The organism is Enterobacter cloacae complex sp. (genome assembly GCF_900322725.1).
In the GTDB taxonomy this organism is placed as follows: Bacteria; Pseudomonadota; Gammaproteobacteria; order Enterobacterales; family Enterobacteriaceae; genus Enterobacter; species Enterobacter quasihormaechei.
Genome location: NZ_LT991957.1, coordinates 271,744 through 286,602 on the forward strand (window position 1 = coordinate 271,744; position 14,859 = coordinate 286,602).

Consider the following 14,859-nt stretch of genomic DNA (forward strand, 5'->3'; position numbering starts at 1 on the left):
GATGAAAACGCTTACATCCGTTTTGTTAATGATTGTGATCCAGATCGTTATCTGGATGTTTTACGTAATGATGTACCCGACGCAAGGGCGGTTAGCTGGCGCCATGCCCACTCCAGCGGGCCCTGGCGGAAATAGCGCAGCCAGACAACGGAAAACACTACGTTAACAATCCAGACCGGAATAACAAACGCCAGCAGCGTAAGGCGGTCGAATTTCATAAACAGGCCGAATCGGTAGAAAAGCGTGGTGCAGATCAGGGTTTGCAGAATGTAATTGCTTAACGCCATCCGTCCAACACAGGCCACCGCGCTGACGATCCACAGGCGGGAGAGCCGCGGCCAGAAGCCGTAAATCAGCGCCGCATAGCCGATAGACTGGAACGGCGCGCTCAGCTCGCGCGGTACCTGAAGCAGGAACGCACACCAGCGGTAATCCCAGTGAAGATGCCACTGCATAATCACCGCCGGGAGATTGACGATCACGCCGAGCAGCACCAGCCCTGCGCCCGTTCGACGATAGTGTCGCAGGCTAAACTCCCCTTTCAGCCAGCCGGTGCGCATTAGGGCTGCGCCCATCAGCATCATCCCGGCCAGCTGCCAGCCGTATTGCGCGCCCAGCGCCAGCAGGTTATCGCCGAGCATATCGGCCCGGTTGCCGATCGCCTCCATGCCGCCTTTCAGCTTCCAGAACTGCTCATATTGCAGGTTGGCCGCATCCGGGATCCACGACCGACTGGTAGCGCCATCGGCAATCATGCCGAGCAGCAGCAGCACGGCCAGCCCCATGACATAGAGCATCACGCCGGTATTAAACAGGCTTTTTACGCCGGGCGCGTCGCGGATCAGCCGCCAGCAAATAAGGCCTACCAGGCCATATGCGAGCAGAATATCGCCGTCCCAGAAAAGCAGCCCGTGAATAAAGCCAAGGATGACCAGCAGCGTTAAGCGCGACTGGATCCAGCGCGTACCGCGTTTAAGGAGAAGCTGAAGTCCGGCGCCAAAAAGAAGCGCAAAGAGGGTCAGGAATTTCACCTGAGCGAAGAGATCGAGAATTGCCCACGTCCAGGCATCGCTGCGCGTGATGTCGCCGTACCACGCAGGATTCAGATAGGCGGCCTTCGGCAGACCGAAGGCGCTGATATTCAGCAGCAGGATACCGAGAATGGCGACGCCGCGAACAAAATCGAGCGTGACGTTTCGCTCCATGGTCCCTGCCCTGTCTGATTAGTTGTGGTGACGCACGGCGCGCAGGAACTCCTGGCGGGTGTTCTGGCTCGATTTGAACAGGCCGCCCAGCGAGGTGGTGGTGGTCGCGCTGGTGGCATCACGCACGCCGCGCGCTTTCACGCAGTAGTGCACCGCGTCGATGGACACCGCCACGTTGTTGGTACCCAGCAGGGTTTGCAGCGCAGTCAGGATCTGCTGCGTCAGACGTTCCTGCACCTGCGGACGCTGGGCGAAGAACTGCACGATGCGGTTGATTTTGGACAGGCCAATAACCGTATCTTTTGGAATATAAGCCACCGTCGCTTTACCGTCGATCGTCACAAAGTGATGCTCGCAGGTGCTGGTCAGCGTGATATCGCGTACCGTCACCATCTCATCAACCTTCATCTTGTTTTCAATGACGGTAATTTTCGGGAAGTTCGCGTAATCCAGGCCGGAGAAAATTTCGTCGACGTACATTTTCGCGATGCGGTGCGGCGTCTCCATCAGGCTGTCGTCGCTCAGATCGAGATTCAGCAGTTGCATGATCTCGGTCATATGGCCGGCGATCAGACTCTTGCGGGTAACATTGTCCAGCTCCTGCACGGGCGGGCGCAGTGGCGTTTCAAGACCGCGCGCAACCAGCGCTTCATGGACAAGGGCTGCTTCTTTACTGAGTGATGGCATTCTTTTCTCCTGCAGGTGTGGCGTCTTTTGCCCTCGTTGTGGCAAAAGTGTGCGCTCATTGTGCGTGAGGCGACGCACATAATCCAGTATTCACGACGATAATTATTGCAATTGCTGTTGCCTTTCAGCCTGACGGTTCCAGACTAACGCCCCGCCAACGAACAGCGCGATCCCCGCCAGCCCCAGCGCAGGTTCAAGCCGGTGCGTGAGCCAGGTCGACAGCGCCGACGTGACCGGCCCCACCAACTGACCAATGGCATACCCGGTAGTGAGCAGTCCCGCCATATAACGCGCGTGGTCTGGCGCCAGCTCGCGACCGTATAGCAGAGAGAGCTGCACGGCGCAGAGGAACCCGCCGCCCACCAGCATCCCTCCCGTCAGCAAACCGCCAATGCCCGGCAGCAGCCAGGCCGCCAGCACGCCAATCCCCTGTAGCCAGAGGACAATCGCAAGCCTGCGGTTAGCGCTTGACGTATGCCGCAGGGCAATGCTGAGCGCAATTCCCACCACCGAAGCGGCGCCAAATATCGGCCAGACAAACTGCGCAAACAGGCTGCCGGGAAAACGCACCGCCGCCATTTGCGATAAAAAGGTCGCCGGGAGGATATAGCCGAATCCCGCCAGGCTGTAGCTCCAGACCAGACACTTTAAATTTGCGGTCAGCCGCAGCGGCTCAGGAGCGGACCCCGGGCGATGGAGCTGACCCGCGCGCGGCAGATACCGTGCTACCAGCGCAATCAGCACCAGCGCCAGGACGCCGTAGATTTGCCATGCCGCCCCGGCGGAAAGGGATTTGGCCTGAATATAGACCGCCAGCAGGCCGCTCAGCGCAATGCCGGCGCCAGGTCCGGCAAAGACCGCCGCACTGAGCCCCGGCTTGCCCAACTGCCCCAGCCGCTCGTTGGTCCAGGCGGCAATCAGCACCATCGACCAGCCGCTCATGCAGCCAATCACGAAGCGCAGCAGGCCGTGAACGACGGCGTTCTCTGCCGCTGCGGAGAGCAGCGTCAGCGCCACCGCGCCGATAATCCCCAGCCAGAGACGCGTTTCAACGAAGCGATGGGCGCGCATGGCATCCCATGCGCCGACCAGATAGCCCAGATAGTTCATCGCCGCCACCAGACCCGCGCTGGTAAGCGTGAGTTGCCCGGCGGCAATCATCAGCGGCACCTGAGGCGTGAAGGCAAAGCGCCCTATCCCCATTGCCACGACCAGAACCACAAATCCGCTGAGCGCGATACGCAGCGCCATGATCGCTCCAATTGTTAAAGAAAAGTAAATTTATGATGCAACATCTCGTCGTCCTGCGAAAGTGAAAGTTGCTCACAGGTCAATGAAAACGCTGTATTATGCGTTTTATGAATCGTCTTACCTTTAAGGAGCCCTGCATGGAACTGCTCGAAGAGCATCGTTGTTTTGAAGGTCGACAGCAGCGCTGGCGGCACGACTCCACCACGCTGAATTGTGCAATGACGTTCAGCATTTTCCTACCCCCTGCGGAAAATCCACCGGTGCTGTACTGGCTTTCAGGCCTGACCTGTAACGACGAAAACTTCACCACCAAAGCGGGAGCACAACGTATTGCCGCTGAGCTGGGCATTGCCCTGGTAATGCCAGACACCAGCCCGCGTGGCGATGACGTGGCCGACGATGCCGGATACGACTTGGGTAAAGGTGCCGGATTCTATCTCAACGCCACCGAACAGCCGTGGGCGAGCCATTACCGCATGTATGACTACATTCGCGACGAACTGCCGGCGCTGGTGCAGTCTCAGTTTGCGGTCAGCGAACGCTGCGCAATAAGCGGGCATTCGATGGGCGGCCACGGCGCGCTGATCATGGCGCTGAAAAATCCGGGTAAGTACGTCAGCGTGTCGGCATTTGCACCGATTGTGAACCCGACGCAGGTGCCGTGGGGGCAAAAAGCCTTTACGCACTATCTGGGTGACGACAGTCAAAAATGGCAGGAATGGGATAGCTGCGCGCTGATGCTGGCAAGCCGGACGGAAGATGCGATTCCGATGCTTATCGATCAGGGTGATGCGGATCAGTTCCTCGCCGGACAGTTACAGCCTGCGGTGCTGGCTGAGGCGGCGCGCCAGAAGGACTGGCCGCTGACGCTGCGCATTCAGCCGGGATACGATCACAGCTATTACTTTATGGCATCCTTTATTGAAGATCATCTCCGCTTCCATGCGGAACATTTGTTCGGGTAAGTTCAGCCTTTTTGCCCGGTAGCCTCCTGCATACCGGGCCTTTCCCCTCCCCCTCATTTACATAATTCTATCCGCTTGAATCCAGGCTGGTTTCCTTTCATCCTCGTCAAACACAAATGATTTCAATTATCATTTGTGTTTACAATTCTACATTCTTTTGTACAATTCCAGGCTCTTCTCCATCTTAAAGAGTTCTTAAAAGACAAAAACATACAGTTCTCAGGGTTATCCCGATGGAGTTTTATTCATTTTTATACGGAATGTACAAATGACAATACCCCGCATTAAGCTCCTGGCCGTCGCCGTTGGCGCTGCCACATTCACCCCTCTCGTTCACGCAGCCGATCAGGACACCGTTGTCGTCACCGCGACGGGTTTTGAACAAAAGATCCAGAATGCCCCCGCCTCCATCTCTGTTATTTCGAAACAGCAGATTGAAGATAAAGCCTACCGTGATGTTACCGATGCCCTGAGAGACGTCCCGGGCGTTGTCGTCACCGGCGGCGGGAGTAGCAGTGATATCAGCATTCGCGGCATGGCATCTCAGTACACCTTGTTCCTCGTGAACGGCAAACGCGTCAGTACGCGTAGCACCCGCCCAAACAGCGACAACTCGGGTATAGAACAAGGCTGGCTGCCGCCGCTGGAGTCCATTGAGCGCATTGAGGTCATCCGCGGCCCGATGTCCTCGCTTTACGGCTCCGATGCGATGGGTGGCGTCATCAACGTCATTACCAAAAAAGTCTCAAACACTAAAGCCTGGACCGGTTCGTTGCACGGCGATGCAACCTTCCAGGAAAACCATGATTCCGGCGATATCTTCCAGACCAACGCCTACGCTTCTGGTCCCCTGATTGACGGGCTGCTTGGCGCAAAAGTGACGGGGCTGTTGTCACGCCGCGCCGAAGATAAAATCGTGAACGGGTATAACGAGCAGAAAATGCGTAACGGTGGCATTACCCTGAACTTCACCCCGGATGAGAAGAACGATTTCGATCTTGATTTTGCTCGCGAGCTTCAGGACAGAAACAGCACGCCAGGGATGTCGAAAGCGGCTGAAACCTGCCGGGGAACAATCTGTAAGCCAAATACCAAAAGCGACTCGCGCTATGAGCACACGACCTACTCCTTAACCCACAGCGGGTATTACGACGACTTCAATACCACCAGCTATATCCAGCAGGAAGAGACCAATAATCCAGGTCGCAAAATGCGCTCGTATAACACCACCTTCAACAACCAGAACCAGATTTTCCTCGGCGATCATACGTTGACCCTCGGCGGACAGTATCGGTATGAGAAACTGCGCGACAAGGGCAATCAGCTGGAAGCGGCGGACGGCCTGAACAAACTGACGCGCTGGAGCTGGGCCCTGTTTGCCGAAGATGAATGGTCAATGACGGAAAGCTTTACGTTGACCGGCGGCCTGCGTATGGACAAAGACCAAAACTACGGGACGAACTGGACGCCGCGCGGTTACGGCGTATGGCACCTGGCCGATCACTGGACGTTGAAAGGCGGGGTTTCGGCTGGCTACCGTGCGCCGGATCTGCGTCAGTCGTCTGCCAGCTGGGGCCAGGTAACGGGTGGCGGCCGTCTTGACGGTATCATCGTCGGCAACCCGGATCTGAAACCAGAGAAGAGCCTGAGCGAAGAGCTCGCCCTGCTCTGGGATAACAACGATAACCTGAATGCCGGCGTGACGCTGTTCAATACCGACTTCAAGGACAAGATTACGGAAGTTCGCCGCTGTAACAGCAGCGCCGATCCCGCCTGTACGATTGGCGATCACAGCTATGATTTCGTGAGCGACCGCGTCAACGTGGATAAAGCCAACATGCGCGGCGTGGAGTCCTCCTTCGGCTGGAAAATCTCGCGCGATGTAAACTGGACCGCAAACTATACCTATACCGAATCCGAGCAGAAGAGCGGTCAGTTCTCAGGCAAGCCGCTGAACAAGATGCCTAAGCACATGTTCAACACCACCCTGGACTGGCAGGCGACGCCCGACGTCGGTTTCTGGAGCCGTCTGAACCTTCGCGGTAAAACGTCTGAGTACCTGAGCCGCACGTCAATGTCACAGGGCACGCCGTCCTACACTCAGGTTGATGTTGGTCTGCGCTACAACGCGAACAAAAACCTGCTGGTTACCGCCGGTGTGTATAACGTGCTTGATAAGCAGATCGACTACGACACGTATGACACCGTGCTGGACGGGCGTCGCTATACGGTTGGCATGACCTACAGCTTCTGATCTGCCCTTAAAAAAGCCCGCTCGGTTGAGCGGGCTTAAAGAGAGGAAGTGCGGTTATTGCTTAAATCGTTCAGGGAAATCCATTTCACTGTAGCGAACGAAGCGTGTTCCTTTCGTCAGCTTGTAGCCAAACCAGATGAGCAGGAACAGCGGGATACCAATGTAGGTGGCCGTAACGGCGCCCCAGTCAATGGTGTCCGCAAGGAAGGCCTCATAGTTCTGACCCAGAGTAATAATCAGGCACAGAACGAAGGCGAAAATCGGCCCCAGCGGGAAGAACCCTGAACGGTACGGCAGGTTATTCAGATCATGACCCTGCATGACGTAGCCGCGACGGAAACGGTAGTGGCTGATGGCAATGCCCAGCCAGGCGATAAAGCCCGTCATACCGGAGGTGTTAAGCAGCCACAGGTACACCGTCTGGTTGCCGAACATGGAGGTCAGGAAGCACAGACCCGCAATCACCGTGGTCGCATACAGCGCGTTGCGCGGCACGCCACCGCGAGACAGTTTCGAGAAGATACGCGGCGCTTTGCCGTCGCAGGCCAGGGTATAGAGCATACGGGTGGAGGCGTACATGCCGGAGTTACCCGCAGACAGTACCGCCGTCAGGATCACCGCGTTCATCACCGCAGCCGCAGAAAGCAGTCCCGCGTGCTGGAAGACCAGGGTGAACGGGCTGACGCTGATGTCTTTTACATCGTTACGCAGCAGGCTTGGATCGGTATACGGAATGATCAGGCTGATAATCAGGATCGCGAACACGTAGAACAGCAGAATACGCCAGAACACCTGACGCACCGCGCGCGGAATGGTCTTCTCCGGGTTCTCGGATTCACCGGCCGCAATACCAATCAGCTCCGTGCCCTGGAAGGAGAAGCCGACAATCATCGCTACGCCAATCATCGCCGAGAAGCCCCCGGCAAACGGCGCGTCGCCAATGGTCCAGTTACTCCAGCCCGCCGGTTCGGCCCCTTTGAAAATACCAACGATCATCGCCACACCGACGACGATAAAGATGATGACGGTTGCCACTTTAATCAAAGAGAACCAGTATTCCGCTTCGCCAAAGCCGCGCACGGAGATGTAGTTCAGCAGGAAGATAACGGCCAGGAACAGCGCGCTCCAGATCCAGCCAGGCGTGTCCGGGAACCACCAGGTCATCACCAGCTGTGCGGCGACGAGGTCCACGGCGATAGTCACCGCCCAGTTGTACCAGTAGTTCCAGCCCAGCGCGAAGCCGAAGCCTTCCTCAACGTATTTTTGTCCGTAGGTCGAAAACGACCCCGATACCGGCATGTAGGCCGCCAGTTCGCCCAGGCTGGTCATCAGGAAGTAGACCATCAGGCCAATCAGGATATAAGAGAATAGTGCCCCACCCGGGCCGGCTGCCGAAATCGTTGCGCCAGAGGCAACGAAAAGACCTGTACCGATGGATCCGCCAATGGCGATCATCGTCAGGTGACGCGCCTTGAGTTCGCGACGTAGCGCGGGCGCTTCTGTGGTTTTAGTTTCTGAAACCATGTGAAAATGCTGTCCATTCAATAAATGAGGCGCGATTGTAGCAGACGATCCGCGTTCCTTCCGGCAGAAATGCTCAGTTATAAGAGAGCTTCATGACTCGGCCAGGATTATAAGTAAAGCATAAAAATGTGGGGTGGTAAGCGAACATAGCCCCGGTAAGCGAAGCGCCACCGGGAAATGTTAAATGGCACAGTAGCGCAGAAAACGCTGGAGCGAACTGGAAAGGTGTTTCTGACGATGATGGATACACCACAGCGTACGCACCAACTTCGGCAGCGGAACGGGGATCTCAACCAGCGAGCCGGTTTCCAGCTGTTCGGCAATCACCCGACGGGAGAGACAGCTGATGCCCAGACCATGACGCACGGCGTGCTTGATGGCCTCCGAGTTACCTAACTCCATCCCCAGCTGGAACTGCGGCAGATGGGACAACAGCAGATAATCGACGATTTCACGCGTACCGGAGCCCTGCTCGCGCAGGATCCACTGGGCCTGCGCCAGCCGTTCCAGCGTGACCTCGCCCTGTAACAGAGAGGAGGCCGGGGAAGCGAATACCACCAGCTCATCCTCCAGCCAGGGTTCCGCAATGATATCCACGTTGTGGCATGGCCCTTCGATAAGCCCGATATCCACGCGGAAATCAATGACCGCGTTAATGACGTCCTGGCTGTTGCCGACGCTCATCTCCAGCGGCAGGGTCGGAAAATCACGGCGATAGCGGGCGATCACTTCCGGCAGAATGTAGTTACCGATCGTGCTGCTGGCAAAAACGCGAATAGCGCCGTTGTCCTCGCGGAACAGCTGCTCGATCTCCGTCGCCTGCTCCAGCAGCGCCAGCGCGCGCGGGTACAGCAGTCGGCCATGTTCGTTCACCACCAGCCGCTTCCCTACCCTGTCGAAAAGCTGGACGCCCAGCTGCCCTTCCAGATCGGTCAAGGCCGCACTGACGGCGGACTGCGAGAGCGCCAACATTTGTGACGCCTGGGTCGTCGAGCCGCTTTTAAGCACTTCGGCAAAAACTTCCAGCTGACGCAATGTAATGTGCATGGTTGCTTACCACTTATAAAGATTGATTATAAATATATAATCAATTTTATTTTTAAGCCAGAGCGCCGTAACCTTTAGCCAGACAAAGGAGAAGGTTATGTCAGAAATCACCTTACAACATCATCGTACAGTGTGGCACTTCGTGCCGGGTCTCGCGCTCAGCGCCGTAGTTACCGGGGTTGCCTTATGGGGCGGCAGTATACCGGCGGTTGCCGGCGCAGGGTTCAGCGCCTTAACTCTGGCCATTCTGCTCGGCATGGTGGTGGGGAATACCGTTTATCCGCACCTCTGGAAATCCTGCGACGGCGGCGTGATTTTCGCCAAGCAGCATCTATTACGTCTCGGGATTATCCTTTACGGCTTCCGTCTCACCTTTTCGCAGATTGCGGACGTGGGCGTCAGCGGGATTGCCATCGACGTCCTGACCCTTACCAGCACCTTTTTACTGGCGTGCTTTATTGGCCAGAAGATCTTTGGGCTGGACAAACAGACCAGCTGGCTGATCGGCGCGGGCAGCAGCATCTGCGGCGCCGCCGCGGTGCTGGCGACGGAGCCGGTCGTTAAGGCCGAAGCCAGTAAAGTGACGGTCGCCGTCGCAACGGTGGTCATCTTCGGTACGCTGGCGATCTTCCTGTATCCGGCCATGTACCCGCTGGTGGCGCACTGGTTTAGCCCGGAAACCTACGGCATCTATATCGGCTCAACCATGCACGAAGTGGCGCAGGTGGTGGCGGCAGGTCACGCCATCAATCCGGAAGCGGAAAACGCGGCGGTCATCGCCAAAATGCTGCGCGTGATGATGCTGGCCCCGTTCCTGATTTTCCTCGCGGCGCGGGTTAAGCAGCTGGCTCCAGCAGGCGGTAGCGAGAAAAGCAAAATCACCATCCCCTGGTTTGCGATCCTGTTCATCGTGGTCGCTATCTTCAACTCCTTCCACCTGCTGCCAAACGCGGTGGTGGAGATGCTGGTGACGCTCGATACGGTGCTGCTGGCAATGGCGATGGCGGCGCTGGGGGTGACCACTCACGTCAGCGCGCTGAAAAAAGCCGGTGCGAAACCGCTGCTGATGGCGCTGGTGCTCTTCACCTGGCTGATTGTGGGCGGCGGCGCGATTAACCTTGCCGTGCACAGCCTGATGGCATAACCATCTCGTCCTTCTCCTGTTAACCCGTTATCATAGGCGTTTCGGGTTAACAGGAGTCTTTTCATGAAATATGTTGGAGCGCACGTTAGCGCTGCCGGTGGCCTTGCGAATGCCGCCATTCGCGCCGCTGAAATCGAGGCGACCGCTTTCGCCCTGTTCACCAAAAATCAGCGCCAGTGGCGCGCAGCGCCCCTCACCGCAGAAGTGATTGACGATTTCAAAGCCGCCTGTGAAAAATACCATTACGGGCCGGGCCAAATCCTTCCCCACGACAGCTATCTGATTAACCTCGGGCATCCGGTGCAGGAAGCGCTGGATAAATCCCGCGAGGCGTTCCTTGATGAAGTGCAGCGCTGCGAACAGCTCGGGCTGACGCTGCTGAACTTCCATCCGGGTAGTCATCTGATGCAGATTGACGAAGACGCCTGTCTGGCGCGCATTGCCGAGTCGATCAACATGACGCTGGATAAAACCCAGGGCGTGACGGCGGTGATCGAGAATACCGCCGGTCAGGGCAGCAACCTCGGCTTTAAGTTTGAGCATCTGGCGGCAATCATCGACGGCGTGGAGGATAAATCCCGCGTGGGCGTGTGCATTGATACCTGCCACGCGTTTGCCGCCGGTTATGACCTGCGCACCACCGAGGCCACGAAAAATACCTTCGAGGAGTTCGAGCGCGTTGTTGGCTTTAAATATCTTCGCGGTATGCACTTAAACGATGCGAAAAGCGGGTTCGGCAGCCGCGTTGACCGTCACCACAGCCTGGGCGAAGGCAATATCGGCCACGATGCGTTCCGCTTCATCATGCAGGACGCCCGCTTCGACGGCATTCCGATGGTGCTGGAAACCATTAATCCGGACATCTGGGCGGAAGAGATTGCCTGGCTGAAGGCCCAGCAAGCCGCTGAACAGGCGGCATAAAAAAAGCCGGGCGCTTAACGCGACCCGGCTTTTTTGTAGGTCGGGTAAGGCGAAGCCGCCACCCGACACTCATTCAGGCTGCTTTTGCTACCGCTTCCGCTTCCGGACGCTTCAGCACCGCGTAAGACAGACCCGCCACCAGCGTACCGGCGACAATCGCCAGCAGATAACCCAGCACCGGAGTAATCGCGCCAGGGATCAGCAGAACGAACAGACCGCCGTGTGGTGCCATCAGCTTCGCGCCAACCGCCATGGAGATAGCGCCAGTGACCGCACCGCCCACGATACAGCAGGGCAGAACGCGCATTGGATCGCGCGCCGCAAACGGGATTGCGCCTTCGGTGATGAAGCACAGGCCCAGCACCAGCGCCGCTTTGCCGCCTTCCTGCTGCGCTTTATCGAACTTACGACGGGCAATGAGTGTCGCCAGGCCGAGCGCCAGCGGTGGCACCATACCTGCCGCCATGATCGCCGCCATCGGCGCGTAGGTCTGGGTACTCAGCAGGCCAACGCCAAAGGCATATGCCGCTTTGTTTACCGGACCACCCATGTCGGTACACATCATACCGCCGAGGATAGCGCCCAGCAGAACCGCGTTCGCCGTTCCCATGGTTTGCAGCCAGTGGGTCAAGCCTTCCAGAATGCCCGCGACCGGTTTACCAATCAGGTAGATCATCGCCAGGCCCACCACCAGGCTGGAGATCAGCGGGATGATCAGGATAGGTTTCAGCGCTTCCATACTCTGCGGCAGCTTCAGCTTCGAGCTGATCAGCTTCGCCACGTAACCCGCAAGGAAACCAGCAATGATACCACCGATAAAGCCAGAACCGGTGCTCACGGCCAGCATACCGCCGATAAGACCCGGGGTCAGGCCCGGACGGTCAGCAATAGAGAAGGCGATAAAGCCCGCCAGCACCGGCACCATCAGCGCGAACGCGGAGCCGCCGCCAATCTGCATCAACGCCGCCGCCAGCGTGCCCGGCTCTTTAAACGCCTCGATACCAAAGGCGAAGGAGAGCGCAATGCACAGGCCGCCCGCTACCACCATCGGCAGCATGTAAGACACGCCCGTTAACAGGTGACGATAGGCACCCGCAGACTCTTTCTTGCCTTCGGCTGGCGTTTTCGCCGCACCGGTTGCCTGATAAGGTTTGGCTTCCGCCAGCGCTTTATCAAACTCCTGCGCGGTTTTCTTCAGCGCCAGGCCGGTAGAGGTGCGGTACATCGGCTTACCGGCAAACTTCGCCAGATCCACTTCGATATCGGCCGCCACAATCACCAGATCGGCTTCTGCCACCTCTTCCGGCGTGATGACATTGCCTGCGCCCACAGAGCCGCGGGTTTCAACCTTCACCCACCAGCCGCGTTTTTTCGCTTCGGTTTCAATGGCTTCAGCCGCCATAAAGGTATGAGCCACGCCTGTCGGGCACGCCGTTACCGCGACAATGCGTTTCGGGCCAGTGGCTGCAACCGGCGCCGCCTCAACGGGGGCGCTGTAAACCGTTGCATGGCCTTTTGCTTCGCTCAAAAACAGTTCAGGGTGAGCCACCGCGCGATTAATATCGCCCAGCCACACCTTTTTGCCGTTCAGGGCGCTGTCAGCGGGGATTTTGTCACCCAGAACAATCGCCATTTCGGCATCACCCGGGTTATCAATGATATCCAGGTGCGCTTTTTGTGCCGCCGCGCCCAGCAGGGTCTTCGCCATATAGGCACGAGCCTGTCCGAGACCGGAGTCAATGATCAGCAGCGTTTTCATTATTCCTCTCCTGCTGTTAGTTAAAAGGTTTTAAGTCAACGCGCGCCATCATCGCGGCTAACTGGGTACGATCGGTAATGCCGACGTTGCTCTGGCTCACGGCCAGGGCCGCCACGGCGGTAGCAAGACGTAAGGTGTGTTCGCTGGATTCGCGCATCAGCAGGCCATAGATCAGGCCGCCAACCATTGAATCCCCGGCACCCACGGTGCTGACCACTTCCATTGACGGCGGTTTGGCAATCCACTCCCCGGAGGCGTTCACCCACAGGGCACCTTCTGCGCCAAGAGAAATCACCACGTGAGCAATACCCTGCTCGCGCAGCGCATGGGCAGCTTCAATCACATCTTTTAATTCTGGCAGCTTACGGCCCGCCCAGATCTCCAGTTCACGGCGGTTAGGCTTAACCAGCCACGGAGAGGCTTTCAGACCGGCGACCAGCGCGTCGCGGCTGCTGTCGAAAATAATGCACGGGCACTGGCTGCGCAGGCGCGTCATCCAGTCGGTGAACGCTTCCGGGCTGACGCCCGACGGCAGGCTGCCGCTGACGCACACCATGTCAAACTGGCCCAGCCAGCTCAGGGAATCGGCAACGAAGCGCTCCCAGTCAGCCGGCGTCACTTCGAAGCCGGAGAAGTTCAGATCGGTCACTTCCCCGTCTTTCTCGGTCAGCTTAACGTTGATGCGGGTACGGCCCTGCACAACCTGAAAACGGTTGGCGATGCCCAGCTCGCTGAACAGCTGCTGAAAGCCGTCCTGGTTATCTTTCCCGAGGAAGCCGCCAACGGTGACGTCGATGCCGAGATCTTTCAGCACTTTCGCCACGTTAATGCCTTTCCCTGCGGCATGCAGGCCGGTAGTCCGAACCAGGTTGACTTCGCCACGCTCAATTTCCGGGCAGAAGCCCACCAGATCGTAAGCCGGGTTCAGCGTAATGGTTGCAACACGTCTGCTCATTATGCGCCCTCCCCCAGACCAGCCGCGATGGCATCGCCAATCGCCTTCAGCGCCTGTTCAGCATCTGCACCCTGCGCGGTGAAACGCAGACGATGGCCTTTCTTCACGCCCAGCGCGACAACTTTCATCAGGCTGCGCCCGTTGGCAGGTTTACCCGAACCGTCCAGATTGGTCACGGTGATCTCACTTTCAAATTGTTTGATGGTATTCACCAGCATGGTGCCCGGACGGGCATGCAGGCCGTGTTCGTTACGCACCACGTACTCTGCGCTCAGCAGGTCGTCCGTCAGCGCATCGTCGCTGGTCAACAGGGCCAGCACCGTCGCCGCGTCGGCGTTCAGCAGTTTTTCAGCTTTATTGTTCAGCAGCAGATCGCTCAGACGCTTCAGCACGGCAACCGGCTGATCGTCAGCCATGGCGACGGTCACCAGCATCGCGGCGCGCTCGCCGTCTGTCTCAAAGGCAACAGCCGCCCGGCTGACGGCGATAGCGCTACGCAGGTTGCCTTCAGCACTGTCGTTCAGCCAGATGCCCTGCCCCAGGTTTAAAGGCTTATCATTGATGGTGCGCGTCACAAAAGCGGTATCCGCCGCCCCCACCTCTTTCAGACGAGCCGCGTTCAGCGCCTGGAGCGTCACCAGATCGGACGCCACGACGTCCAGCGTCAGGGTTTCATTGTCCAGCTTCAGCGCTTCGCTCTGTTTTTCGCCCATCAGCAAAGCACGTAGCTCTTCAGCCGTGGTCGCAGATTTAAGCTGTTCCGCCACGGCATCATCGCTCAGCACGTGCGTCAGCTGACGCAGCAGGCCCAGGTGTTCATCACCGCTGGCCGCGATGCCGATCGCCACGTAAGCCACCTGACCCTCGCCCCACAGTACGCCCTGCGGGAACTGGAAGACCTGCACGCCGGTTTTCAGCACCTGATCGCGGGTGTCGGTGGTGCCGTGTGGGATAGCAATACCGTTACCGAGGAACGTGGACGTCTGCTGCTCGCGTGCCAGCATGCCGTTGACGTAGCCGTCAGCCACGTTGCCTGCCTGCACAAGCGCAGCAGCAACCTGGCGAATAGCCTCTTCTTTATTCCCGGCCTGTTCGCCCGGGTGGATATCCTGAACAGATAACTGGAACATGATTCTCCTCTCCTGCT

12 protein-coding genes are annotated in these 14,859 nt (G+C 57.9%); 4 read left to right on the forward strand and 8 right to left on the reverse strand.

What is annotated here, in order from left to right; all coding sequences use genetic code 11:
• Positions 1 to 47 precede the first annotated feature (47 nt).
• The 3 genes from yeiB to DBR02_RS01295 form a co-directional block, all read right to left on the reverse strand.
• A complete protein-coding gene (yeiB, locus tag DBR02_RS01285; RefSeq protein ID WP_107533387.1) occupies positions 48 to 1,205 on the reverse strand; it encodes a DUF418 domain-containing protein YeiB in 1,158 nt (385 codons plus the stop codon).
• 18 nt (positions 1,206 to 1,223) lie between these two features.
• Entirely contained in the window at positions 1,224 to 1,892 is a 669-nt protein-coding gene (gene folE, locus DBR02_RS01290; protein ID WP_064910334.1) for a GTP cyclohydrolase I FolE, read from the reverse strand.
• Positions 1,893 to 1,994: 102 nt separating this feature from the next.
• Complete coding sequence (locus DBR02_RS01295; protein WP_107533388.1) at positions 1,995 to 3,143, reverse strand: YbfB/YjiJ family MFS transporter; 1,149 nt, start codon at positions 3,141 to 3,143, stop codon at positions 1,995 to 1,997.
• A gap of 137 nt (positions 3,144 to 3,280) precedes the next feature.
• On the opposite strand from DBR02_RS01295, the gene fghA reads away from it, so the two are divergent.
• Positions 3,281 to 4,108 carry an S-formylglutathione hydrolase gene (gene fghA, locus DBR02_RS01300; RefSeq protein WP_107533389.1) on the forward strand — a complete coding sequence of 276 codons (828 nt, stop codon included), beginning with the start codon at positions 3,281 to 3,283 and terminating at the stop codon, positions 4,106 to 4,108.
• Positions 4,109 to 4,376: 268 nt separating this feature from the next.
• A complete protein-coding gene (locus DBR02_RS01305) occupies positions 4,377 to 6,362 on the forward strand; it encodes a ligand-gated channel protein (RefSeq protein WP_107533390.1) in 1,986 nt (661 codons plus the stop codon).
• Between the two features lie 54 nt (positions 6,363 to 6,416).
• Here the strand turns inward: DBR02_RS01305 and DBR02_RS01310 are convergent, their stop codons facing one another.
• Both DBR02_RS01310 and yieE read right to left on the reverse strand, forming a co-directional pair.
• Complete coding sequence (locus tag DBR02_RS01310; RefSeq protein ID WP_063450324.1) at positions 6,417 to 7,886, reverse strand: amino acid permease; 1,470 nt, start codon at positions 7,884 to 7,886, stop codon at positions 6,417 to 6,419.
• A 180-nt stretch (positions 7,887 to 8,066) separates the two neighbouring features.
• Entirely contained in the window at positions 8,067 to 8,933 is an 867-nt protein-coding gene (gene yieE / locus DBR02_RS01315; protein WP_063943443.1) for a DNA-binding transcriptional regulator YeiE, read from the reverse strand.
• Positions 8,934 to 9,030: 97 nt separating this feature from the next.
• Here yieE and DBR02_RS01320 point away from each other — a divergent pair, with 97 nt between their 5' ends.
• Both DBR02_RS01320 and nfo read left to right on the forward strand, forming a co-directional pair.
• Positions 9,031 to 10,077 (forward strand): YeiH family protein, encoded by a 1,047-nt coding sequence (locus tag DBR02_RS01320; RefSeq protein ID WP_107533391.1) that lies wholly within the window; start codon positions 9,031 to 9,033, stop codon positions 10,075 to 10,077.
• A gap of 63 nt (positions 10,078 to 10,140) precedes the next feature.
• Positions 10,141 to 10,998 carry a deoxyribonuclease IV gene (gene nfo / locus DBR02_RS01325; protein WP_107533392.1) on the forward strand — a complete coding sequence of 286 codons (858 nt, stop codon included), beginning with the start codon at positions 10,141 to 10,143 and terminating at the stop codon, positions 10,996 to 10,998.
• A gap of 73 nt (positions 10,999 to 11,071) precedes the next feature.
• Here nfo and fruA read toward each other — a convergent pair whose 3' ends face one another.
• Genes fruA through fruB form a run of 3 tightly spaced genes read right to left on the reverse strand, consistent with a single transcriptional unit; the run spans position 11,072 to position 14,842 of the window.
• Positions 11,072 to 12,757 (reverse strand): PTS fructose transporter subunit IIBC, encoded by a 1,686-nt coding sequence (gene fruA / locus DBR02_RS01330; protein ID WP_107533393.1) that lies wholly within the window; start codon positions 12,755 to 12,757, stop codon positions 11,072 to 11,074.
• Positions 12,758 to 12,773: 16 nt separating this feature from the next.
• A complete protein-coding gene (gene fruK, locus DBR02_RS01335) occupies positions 12,774 to 13,712 on the reverse strand; it encodes a 1-phosphofructokinase (RefSeq protein ID WP_063450329.1) in 939 nt (312 codons plus the stop codon).
• Positions 13,712 to 14,842 (reverse strand): fused PTS fructose transporter subunit IIA/HPr protein, encoded by a 1,131-nt coding sequence (gene fruB / locus DBR02_RS01340; protein WP_063868294.1) that lies wholly within the window; start codon positions 14,840 to 14,842, stop codon positions 13,712 to 13,714. Before fruB ends, fruK begins: the two co-directional genes overlap by 1 nt.
• Positions 14,843 to 14,859 lie beyond the last annotated feature (17 nt).

What these genes read in the sequence shown, in the direction of transcription:
- yeiB (WP_107533387.1), bottom strand. Translation starts at nt 1,205, where the DNA reads ATGGAGCGAAACGTCACGCTCGATTTTGTTCGCGGCGTCGCCATTCTC.
- folE (WP_064910334.1), bottom strand. Translation starts at nt 1,892, where the DNA reads ATGCCATCACTCAGTAAAGAAGCAGCCCTTGTCCATGAAGCGCTGGTT.
- DBR02_RS01295 (WP_107533388.1), bottom strand. Translation starts at nt 3,143, where the DNA reads ATGGCGCTGCGTATCGCGCTCAGCGGATTTGTGGTTCTGGTCGTGGCA.
- fghA (WP_107533389.1), top strand. Translation starts at nt 3,281, where the DNA reads ATGGAACTGCTCGAAGAGCATCGTTGTTTTGAAGGTCGACAGCAGCGC.
- DBR02_RS01305 (WP_107533390.1), top strand. Translation starts at nt 4,377, where the DNA reads ATGACAATACCCCGCATTAAGCTCCTGGCCGTCGCCGTTGGCGCTGCC.
- DBR02_RS01310 (WP_063450324.1), bottom strand. Translation starts at nt 7,886, where the DNA reads ATGGTTTCAGAAACTAAAACCACAGAAGCGCCCGCGCTACGTCGCGAA.
- yieE (WP_063943443.1), bottom strand. Translation starts at nt 8,933, where the DNA reads ATGCACATTACATTGCGTCAGCTGGAAGTTTTTGCCGAAGTGCTTAAA.
- DBR02_RS01320 (WP_107533391.1), top strand. Translation starts at nt 9,031, where the DNA reads ATGTCAGAAATCACCTTACAACATCATCGTACAGTGTGGCACTTCGTG.
- nfo (WP_107533392.1), top strand. Translation starts at nt 10,141, where the DNA reads ATGAAATATGTTGGAGCGCACGTTAGCGCTGCCGGTGGCCTTGCGAAT.
- fruA (WP_107533393.1), bottom strand. Translation starts at nt 12,757, where the DNA reads ATGAAAACGCTGCTGATCATTGACTCCGGTCTCGGACAGGCTCGTGCC.
- fruK (WP_063450329.1), bottom strand. Translation starts at nt 13,712, where the DNA reads ATGAGCAGACGTGTTGCAACCATTACGCTGAACCCGGCTTACGATCTG.
- fruB (WP_063868294.1), bottom strand. Translation starts at nt 14,842, where the DNA reads ATGTTCCAGTTATCTGTTCAGGATATCCACCCGGGCGAACAGGCCGGG.